This window comes from Methylovorus sp. SPW-M1 (assembly GCF_053848825.1).
The window spans coordinates 2,945,838-2,955,433 of sequence record NZ_CM132626.1 but is presented as its reverse complement, the minus strand read 5'-3'; the positions used below and the strand labels follow the sequence as shown (position 1 = coordinate 2,955,433).

Annotated in this window: 8 protein-coding genes; 7 read left to right on the top strand and 1 reads right to left on the bottom strand. The window is 50.3% G+C overall.

Features of this window, described 5'->3' with window-relative positions; all coding sequences use genetic code 11:
• The first annotated feature begins 165 nt into the window (after window positions 1-165).
• From rimP to pnp, 7 genes are all read left to right on the top strand, one after another.
• Window positions 166-603 (top strand): ribosome maturation factor RimP, encoded by a 438-nt coding sequence (gene rimP / locus ACWWD9_RS14050; RefSeq protein WP_013440893.1) that lies wholly within the window; start codon window positions 166-168, stop codon window positions 601-603.
• A gap of 43 nt (window positions 604-646) precedes the next feature.
• Window positions 647-2,113, top strand: coding sequence for a transcription termination factor NusA (gene nusA / locus ACWWD9_RS14045; RefSeq protein WP_013440894.1), 1,467 nt, complete (start codon window positions 647-649; stop codon window positions 2,111-2,113).
• 90 nt (window positions 2,114-2,203) lie between these two features.
• Complete coding sequence (infB, locus tag ACWWD9_RS14040; RefSeq protein ID WP_455867340.1) at window positions 2,204-4,948, top strand: translation initiation factor IF-2; 2,745 nt, start codon at window positions 2,204-2,206, stop codon at window positions 4,946-4,948.
• Window positions 4,949-4,963: 15 nt separating this feature from the next.
• Window positions 4,964-5,335 carry a 30S ribosome-binding factor RbfA gene (rbfA, locus tag ACWWD9_RS14035; RefSeq protein ID WP_013440896.1) on the top strand — a complete coding sequence of 124 codons (372 nt, stop codon included), beginning with the start codon at window positions 4,964-4,966 and terminating at the stop codon, window positions 5,333-5,335.
• A gap of 27 nt (window positions 5,336-5,362) precedes the next feature.
• Window positions 5,363-6,268 (top strand): tRNA pseudouridine(55) synthase TruB, encoded by a 906-nt coding sequence (truB, locus tag ACWWD9_RS14030; RefSeq protein WP_455867339.1) that lies wholly within the window; start codon window positions 5,363-5,365, stop codon window positions 6,266-6,268.
• A gap of 199 nt (window positions 6,269-6,467) precedes the next feature.
• Window positions 6,468-6,737, top strand: coding sequence for a 30S ribosomal protein S15 (gene rpsO / locus ACWWD9_RS14025; protein WP_015829110.1), 270 nt, complete (start codon window positions 6,468-6,470; stop codon window positions 6,735-6,737).
• A gap of 115 nt (window positions 6,738-6,852) precedes the next feature.
• Window positions 6,853-8,976, top strand: coding sequence for a polyribonucleotide nucleotidyltransferase (pnp, locus tag ACWWD9_RS14020; protein WP_455867338.1), 2,124 nt, complete (start codon window positions 6,853-6,855; stop codon window positions 8,974-8,976).
• Window positions 8,977-9,081: 105 nt separating this feature from the next.
• On the opposite strand, the gene dksA is transcribed toward pnp, so the two are convergent.
• Window positions 9,082-9,504: an RNA polymerase-binding protein DksA gene (gene dksA, locus ACWWD9_RS14015; protein WP_013440900.1), complete on the bottom strand. Its 423-nt coding sequence runs from the start codon at window positions 9,502-9,504 to the stop codon at window positions 9,082-9,084.
• Window positions 9,505-9,596: the final 92 nt, after the last annotated feature.

The window sequence follows — 9,596 nt, the reverse complement described above, 5'->3', positions numbered from 1 at the left end:
TCTTATATATACTTGCCTTTGGTAAGTTTTTAGAAAAGCCCTCATTAGAGGGCTTTTCTATTTGTGCTATCTTGTATTATCAATTCATTGAATTGATTGATATAATGTATTTTTGATGGGCGTAAGCCCATTTTTTGTTTCTGTAGAGGATAAAAGGCATCTCGAATGCAGGATTTGTATTCATTATTGGAAAAATCTGTCAGCCAGCTAGGTTATGAGTTGGTGGATGTCGAGATTTCTAACCGGGGCAAGCTGATCCGATTATTTATTGATAAACCTGAGGGTATCAATATTGATGATTGTGTACTCGTCAGTAACCAGCTAGGTAATGTGCTCGCGGTAGAAAACGATATTGACTATGACCGGCTCGAGGTTTCGTCGCCTGGCTTGGATCGTGTCTTAAAGAAAGATGCCGATTTCATCCGCTTTACTGGTGAGCGTGCGCAAGTGAAATTGCGTATCCCAGTGGATAACCGGAAGAATTTTATTGGGATTTTGCAAGGTATTGAGCAGGATAACCTGTTGATTGAACAGGAAGGGGTGCTGCATCGCCTTGCCTTGTCCAATATAGACAAGGCTAGACTGGCACCTGAGTTTAAATAATTTAAGTACCTGTTGTGATACAGATTTTAGGCGGAGATTTGAAATGAGTCGCGAAATATTATTGTTGGTAGATGCGCTGGCCCACGAGAAAAATGTGGCCAAGGAAGTGATCTTTACAGCGCTGGAACTGGCGCTGGCCTCTGCAACCAAGAAGCGCTTTACCGAAGATGCAGATGTTCGTGTCGAAATTGAGCGAGATAGCGGCAATTATCATTCATTCCGCCGCTGGCAGATTGTTTCTGATGATGATCTGGAAAATCCTGCTGCGCAGATGTACACCGATGATGAGCGCGCTGAAGGCTTGAATCTCGGCGATTATTATGAAGAGCCTCTGGAATCTGTTGAGTTTGGGCGTATTGGTGCCCAGGCAGCAAAACAAGTTATTTTGCAAAAAGTGCGTGAAGCCGAGCGTGAGCAGATTCTGAATGATTTTCTGGCGCGTAAAGAGCATTTGGTGACAGGTGTCATCAAGCGCATGGAAAAGGGTAACGCGATTATTGAAGTCGGTCGCATTGAGTCTGTGTTGCCACGTGATCAAATGATCCCCAAGGAGAATTTGCGCGTTGGTGATCGCGTGCGTGCATATTTGTCGCGAATCGAACGTACCGGACGCGGCCCGCAGTTGGTGCTTTCCCGTATCGCCCCTGAATTCTTGATCAAACTGTTCGAGCTTGAGGTGCCGGAAATTGAAGAGGGTCTGCTTGAGATCAAATCCGCTTCTCGCGACCCAGGTTTGCGTTCCAAAATTGCCGTTAAATCTAATGATCAGCGTCTGGACCCTGTCGGCACTTGCGTCGGCATGCGCGGTTCACGCGTACAAGCCGTCACCGGCGAGTTGGCTGGCGAACGTGTAGATATTGTTTTATGGTCCATGGAGCCAGCGCAGTTTGTGATTAACGCAATGGCGCCGGCCGAAGTCTCCAGCATTGTCGTGGATGAAGATGCGCACAGCATGGATGTGGTCGTGGATGAAGAGCAGTTGGCGCAAGCGATTGGCCGTAATGGTCAAAATGTTCGCCTTGCCTCTGAGCTGACCGGTTGGACATTGAATATTCTGACCGAAGCCGAAGCTGCTCAAAAGCATGAAGAAGAATATACCAAGACACGTCAGCTCTTTATCGACAAGCTGGATGTTGATGAAGAAGTTGCCGATATTCTGGTGCAAGAAGGTTTCAACACACTGGAAGAAATTGCCTATGTGCCTATCGCTGAAATGAGCGAAATTGATGCCTTCGATGAAGAAACAATCAACGAATTGCGCAAGCGCGCACGCGCAGCCTTGTTAACCGAAGCCATTGCCAAGGAAGAGAAGCTGGAAGAGGCTTCGGAAAGCTTGCTGACAATGGACGGTATGGATGATGCTACAGCGCATTTGCTGGCATCCAAGGGCGTTTCCACGATGGAAGACCTGGCAGACCTGGCTGTTGATGAATTGATGGAAATGGCCAACATGGATGCGGAACGTGCCAAGCAGTTGATCATGACGGCACGTGCGCCATGGTTTGCGTAAGCAAATCATGAAATTGAATTTCAGTTAGACGCAACAACGTTTGTAATTAAATGAACAGTGGTATGCGTAAGATGAGGATGGAGTAACAGGATGGGACAAACAAGCGTAGCACAATTTGCCAGTGAGTTAGGGCTGCCGGCCGAGCTGTTGTTGGAGCAATTAAGAGGGGCTGGGGTAAATAAGGCTGCGGCGGATGACACCTTGACTGAGCATGACAAAACCTCATTGCTGGAGTTTTTGCGCAAGGAGCATGGCGCCCAGGCACCAAAAAACAAAATTACCCTTACGCGCCGCCAGAATACCGAAATCAAAAAGACGGACAGCAGTGGCAAGGCCAGAACTATTCAGGTGGAAGTGCGTAAAAAACGTGTCTTGGTACGTCGCGATCCATCCTTGCCTGAGCAAGATGATCAGGGCAACGAGTTTATTCCTGAATCTCAGGCTGAGCTTGAAGTTCAAGAATATGAAACCGTTGCTGAAACTTCCGTGGCCGAGCCGGTTGTTGAAGAGATTGTGCGCGAAGAGCCAGTTGCCGAACCGGAGCCAATTGCGGTTGTTGAAGCTGAAGCACCGGCGATCGTAGAAGAGCCCGAAGTTATTGCGGAGCCTGTTACGGCTGCCGAGGTAACAGCTGAACCCGCTGCTTCCCCCGCATCTGGTGGGCGTATCAGTGTGCTGAGCCCTGAACAAATCGCCAAACGCGAAGAAGAAGCGCGTCGTCACGCCGCGCTGGTTGCTATCCAAACGGCTGAGTTGCGCAAGAAGCAGGAAATCCTGCAGAAGCGTCAGGAAGAAGAAGCCAAGAAAGCTGCAGCGGCCGCTGCAGAAGCCGCCAAGCCTGCCAAGGTTGAAGGTACGCTGCATAAGCCAGCGGTAAAGGATGCTACCAAAGCTGATGACAAGGGCGCTAAAAAAGGCAGCAAAAATAACAAAGACTGGGCAGACGCCGAAAACAAGAAGCGCGGTATTAAAACGCGCGGCGATGCTGCGCCTACACAAGGCTGGCGCACTCACAAGTCCAAGTCAAAATCCCACCGGGATGAAGATCAGCAACACGCGTTTAATGCGCCTACTGAGCCGATCGTGCATGAGGTACTCGTCCCTGAAACAATTTCAGTCGCTGATCTTGCACACAAGATGGCGGTTAAAGCCAGTGAAGTGATCAAGGTGCTCATGAAAATGGGCATGATGGTAACCATCAATCAGGTTCTGGATCAAGAAACGGCGATTATCCTGGTAGAGGAAATGGGTCACGTTGCCAAAGCGGCAGCAGCAAATGATCCGGAAACCTTCCTGGAAGAGCACGATCATGCTGAAGCCATTCAGGAGGCCCGTCCTCCCGTTGTTACCGTCATGGGTCACGTTGACCACGGTAAAACATCCTTGCTGGACTACATTCGCCGTAGCCGTGTGGCTTCCGGTGAAGCTGGCGGCATTACGCAGCATATTGGCGCGTACCACGTGGAAACCCCACGCGGCATGGTGACCTTCCTGGATACGCCAGGTCACGAAGCCTTTACCGCAATGCGTGCTCGTGGCGCCAAGGCTACCGATGTGGTTATTCTGGTCGTCGCTGCCGATGACGGTGTGATGCCACAAACGATTGAAGCCGTTCACCATGCCAAGGCTGCAGGTGTGCCGGTTGTGGTCGCGGTAAACAAAATAGATAAGCCGGATGCCAATCCAGAGCGCGTCAAGCAAGAGCTGGTAACGCACGAGGTGGTCCCTGAAGACTGGGGCGGCGATACCATGTTTGTAGAAGTCTCAGCCAAGGCTGGCACCGGGATCGATGAACTGTTGGAAGCCGTGCTGTTGCAGGCAGAAGTGCTGGAGCTGAAAGCGCCAAAGAACACCCCTGCCAAGGGCCTGGTAATCGAAGGTCGCCTGGACAAGGGCCGTGGCCCGGTTTCTACCATTCTGGTTCAATCCGGCACTCTGCGTCGTGGCGATATGTTGCTTGCAGGTACCGCGTTTGGCCGCGTGCGCGCCATGCTGGATGAAGCGGGCAATGACATCAAGGAAGCGGGTCCTTCTATTCCGGTAGAGATTCTCGGTTTATCCGATGTGCCATCCGCAGGTGAGGAAGTGATTGTGCTGAATGATGAGCGCAAGGCACGTGAGATCGCCTTGTTCCGTCAAGGTAAATTCCGCGACGTGAAGCTGGCCAAGCAGCAAGCTGCCAAGCTCGAGAATATGTTCGAGCAAATGGCCGAAGGCGAAGTGAAGGTGCTGCCGCTGATCATCAAATCCGATGTGCAGGGTTCATACGAAGCCCTGGCAACTTCCTTGCAAAAGCTCTCTACCAACGAAGTCAAGGTCAACATCATACATACCGGTGTGGGTGCAATCAGCGAGTCTGACGTCAACCTGGCAGCAGCATCCAAGGCTGTTGTGATTGGCTTTAACGTCCGTGCGGATGCCGGTGCTCGCAAGCTGATCGACTCTTCGGGTGTGGATGTACGTTACTACAACATCATTTACGAAGCAGTGGATGAAGTGAAAGCCGCACTGGGTGGCATGTTGTCACCGGAGCAGAAGGAATCCATGATCGGTACCGTGGAAATTCGCGAAGTGTTCCGTATTTCCAAGGTGGGTGCGGTCGCGGGTTGCTATGTGAGCGATGGTGTTATTCGTCGTTCATCCAAGGTACGAGTCCTGCGCGATAACGTGGTGATTCATACCGGCGAGCTGGATTCGCTGAAGCGCTTCAAGGATGACGTTAAGGAAGTGAAATCCAATTTCGAATGCGGTTTGTCACTGAAGAATTTCAATGATATTGAAGTGGGTGACACGCTGGAAGTATTTGAAATTGTTGAAGTTGCCAGAACGTTGTAAGGTCAGAAGGCGAACATGGCAAAAGAGTTTTCCCGTAGCGATCGCGTAGCGGAGCAGATGCAGCGCGAATTGGCAGATCTGCTTCAGTTTGAAGTAAAAGACCCACGTGTGGGCATGGTCACCGTTACTGAAGTTGAGGTGAGCGGTGACCTGGCGCATGCCAAGGTCTTTTACAGTGCCGAAAAAGGCACGCCAGAATTGCAGAAGGGGCTCGAGAAAACAGCAGGCTTCTTGCGAAGTCAGCTGGCTAAACGGCTTTTATTGCGCACAGTGCCTCAATTGCATTTTGTTTACGATGCATCTATTGATAATGGTATGAAAATATCGCGACTAATCGATGATGCGTTGGCGCAGGATCAAGATAATGCTGACAAAGGTGATGCCTGACGCAATGACGTCAGTCATGTTGCAACTGTGCAGTTCAAACGAATCAAACGCGATATCAGCGGCATCTTGTTGCTGGATAAGCCGTTAGGGATATCCAGCAATCAGGCATTACAAATCGTCAAACGCCTGTTTCAGGCAGCCAAGGCAGGCCATACAGGCAGCCTGGATCCATTAGCAAGCGGATTGCTACCAATATGCTTGGGTGAAGCGACCAAGTTTTCTCATTTTCTGCTGGATTCCGATAAGAGCTACCGCGCTCTGGTGACGCTGGGCAGCACGACCACAACGGGTGATGCCGAAGGGGAAATACTCGAGCGGTCACCCGTTACGACCACCCCGGCAGAGTTGGATGCTGCGCTCAAAAAGATGGTGGGCGATATATTGCAGGTTCCTCCTATGTATTCGGCGTTGAAACACGGTGGTAAAGCGCTTTATGAATATGCCCGGGATGGCGTAGAAATTACGCGGGAAGCCAGGCCGGTTCGCATACATGACATTACGCTGGAGCGGTTTGAGGGTAACCAATTTGAGATCGTAGTGTCTTGTAGCAAGGGTACATATATTCGCACTCTGGCCGAAGACATCGGCAAGTTGCTAGGCTGTGGTGCCCATCTTGGTGGTTTGCGCCGATTGGCGACTGCACATTTCCATCTGGATGATGCAGTGACTATCGAACAGCTCGAACAAATGTCACTGGAGCAGCGAGACGAGGCTCTGCTTGGTGCGGATGCTGCGATCGAGGATTTGCCGCAAGTGACGATTGATGCTGATAGCGCCTTCTATTTACTGCGAGGCCAGGAAGTGTGGAAGTCTGGCCTCAGTATTGAAGGGGTATTCAGAATCTATACTGAACAGGGTGATTTTCTGGGGATAGGGGAGCAAACCTCACGCGGCGCAATCGCGCCAAAGCGTTTGCTGCGTCAAACTGCCTGACAAAGCGCGGTTGAGCGACTTCCGTACCTGAAACTATTCTTCACTCAAGAATGCAGCCAGCCTGGCAAAGCTTTCTTGAGTTTATGATTGAATGAAGATATAATTAAAAGTTGATTGTAAATGAATGCTCTAGCGGGGCTGGATGTAACCTGCATTTGCATTGACGCGCAAACACATCTCACAACACAGGATATAAGTTATGGCAATTACAGTTCAAGAAACAGCAAAGATTGTTGCTGATTTCCAACAAGCTCCAAATGATACAGGTAGCCCAGAAGTTCAAGTTGCACTTCTTAGCGCTCGCATTACATATTTGACAGAGCATTTCAAAAGCAATGCCAAGGATCACCACTCCCGTCGTGGTCTGCTGAAGTTGGTAAGTCAGCGCCGCAAATTGCTGGACTACCTCAAGCGCAAGAATGCTGATCGTTATCGCACTCTGATTGAGCGCTTGGGTCTCCGTAAATAATTACGTTGCACCTTGTAAAGTATCAGCGCAAATTCGTGAATTGAAGAAACAAGCCGAAGGCAAAGCGGTAACGCGGCGCTTATCGGCTTTTTTCGTTTTAATAAGGACATAAGACGTGAAAGCCATTAAAAAAACGATTACGTATGGTCAGCATGAGCTGACTCTGGAAACGGGCGAAATCGCTCGTCAGGCTGATGGCGCAGTGATGGTGAGTTACGGCGATACCGTCGTGCTCGTTACTGTGGTCGGCAAAACTGATGTAAAGCCTGGTCAGGATTTTTTCCCATTGACTGTGGATTATCAAGAACGCACCTACGCTGCCGGCAAGATTCCTGGCGGCTTTTTCAAGCGTGAAGGTCGCCCTTCCGAAAAGGAAACGCTGACATCGCGTCTGATCGACCGTCCTCTGCGTCCGCTCTTTCCTGAGGCTTTCTACAACGAAGTGCAAATTGTGGCGACCGTGATGTCGTCGGACAGCGAAATCGATTCCGATATTCCTGCCATCATCGGCGCTTCTGCGGCCCTGGCCATTTCCGGTATTCCATTCTATGGCCCGATTGGTGCAGCGCGTGTAGGTTACATCAATGGAGAATATGTGCTGAACCCGACAGCCACTCAGTTGAAAGATACAGAGCTGGATCTGGTAGTTGCTGCGACATCGACCGCTGTACTGATGGTGGAGTCGGAAGCCAAGGAATTGCCTGAAGATGTGATGCTGGGTTCTGTGGTTTATGGCCACGAGCAAATGCAAGCCGTGATCAATCTGATCAACGAAATTGCGGCAGAAGTAGGCAAAGAGCCATGGGATTGGACTCCACCTGCTGAAAACACCGCACTCATTGAAAAAATCACCAGCATCGCTAGTGCCGATATCAACGCTGCTTATCAGATCAAATCCAAAGGTGCTCGTTCTTCCAAGTTGGATGAAATCAAGAGCCGTGTCTTGAGTGAGCTGATTACTGAAGCCACGTCGACTGAAGAAGCGAACGAAATCAAGTCCATTCTGCATAATCTCGAAGCCAAGGTGGTGCGTGGTCAGATTCTGAATGGCGAGCCACGTATTGATGGCCGTAATACCCGCACTGTGCGCCCGATCACTATCCGCACTGGCGTGCTGCCCCGTACCCACGGTTCTGCCCTGTTTACCCGCGGTGAAACGCAGGCGCTGGTCGTGGCAACTCTCGGTACTGGCCGCGATGAGCAAATCATTGATGCTCTGCAAGGCGAATACACTGATCGTTTCATGTTGCATTACAACATGCCTCCTTACGCTACCGGCGAAACTGGTCGTGTGGGTACGCCTAAGCGTCGTGAAATCGGCCATGGTCGTCTGGCGAAGCGTGCGTTGCTGGCTGCATTGCCAAGCCAGGAAGAGTTCGGCTATACCATTCGCGTCGTATCGGAAATTACTGAATCCAATGGTTCAAGCTCCATGGCATCCGTCTGTGGCGGCTGTCTGGCATTGATGGATGCAGGCGTTCCAGTCAAGACCCACGTGGCAGGTATTGCCATGGGCCTGATCAAGGAAGGTAACCGCGTTGCAGTTCTGACCGATATCCTGGGTGACGAAGATCATCTGGGTGACATGGACTTTAAGGTGGCCGGTTCGGAAGATGGCATTACCGCCCTGCAAATGGATATCAAGATTACCGGCATTACTGCCGAAATCATGCAAGCCGCTCTGGCACAAGCCAAGGAAGGCCGCCTGCACATTCTGGGTCTGATGAAGGAAGCAATGGGTGAGACCCGTCAAGAGCTGTCCGCTTTTGCGCCTCGCATTATCACCATGAAGATCAACCCTGAAAAGATTCGTGATGTTATCGGCAAGGGCGGCGCAGTGATTCGTGCGCTGACCGAAGAAACCGGTACCACCATTGATATTGAAGAAGATGGCACGATCAAGATCGGCTGCACCAGTGCAGAGGCTGGTGAAGAAGCCAAGCGTCGTATTGAAGCCATTACTGCAGAAGTTGAAATTGGTCAGACGTATGAAGGCACTGTCATCAAGTTGCTGGATTTTGGTGCGATTGTTTCATTGCTGCCAGGCAAAGATGGTTTGTTGCACATTTCGCAAATCGCTCATCAGCGCGTAAATGCAGTGGGTGACTTCCTCAAGGAAGGCCAGGTTGTTAAGGTCAAGGTAATGGAAGCTGACGAAAAAGGCCGCGTGCGTTTAAGCATGAAGGCGCTGATCGATCCACCTGCAGAAGAAGCCAAGGCTGAAACAGAAGCATCTTAAGCATATAGGATAGCGATAGCACTAAAACAAAAGGCCGGAATTTCCGGCCTTTTTGTTTTTCTGGCAAGCCATCAAAAGATGGTGATGCCGAATAGAAACCCTTATTTATTTAGCAACTTGACGCTCGCGAATTTCATCCAGCGTTTTGCAATCAATGCAAAGTGTTGCGGTAGGGCGAGCTTCGAGACGCTTCAAGCCAATTTCAACGCCGCAGCTGTTGCAATAGCCATATTCGTGCTCGTTGATCTTGCCCAGGGTCTCGTCGATTTTCTTGATCAGCTTGCGCTCGCGGTCACGATTACGTAGCTCCAGCGCCATGTCGGATTCCTGGCTGGCACGGTCATTCGGGTCAGCAAACATGGTCACCTCGTCCTGCATGGTGTGCACAGTGCGATCAATGTCGTGACTTAGCTCGGCTTTCCAGTCATTCAGGATCTTGCGGAAATGGTCGAGTTGCTTGTCATTCATGTATTCCTCATCCGGTTTCGGTTGATAAGGAATAAATTGTCTTGTGATTGCTTCAGCCATAGGTGCCTTGAAAACTCAAAATGCGATTGACAAAATTTAAAGCGGAGAAAGTGTACACCTAATATAAATGGTATGCAAAACACCTAACTGCA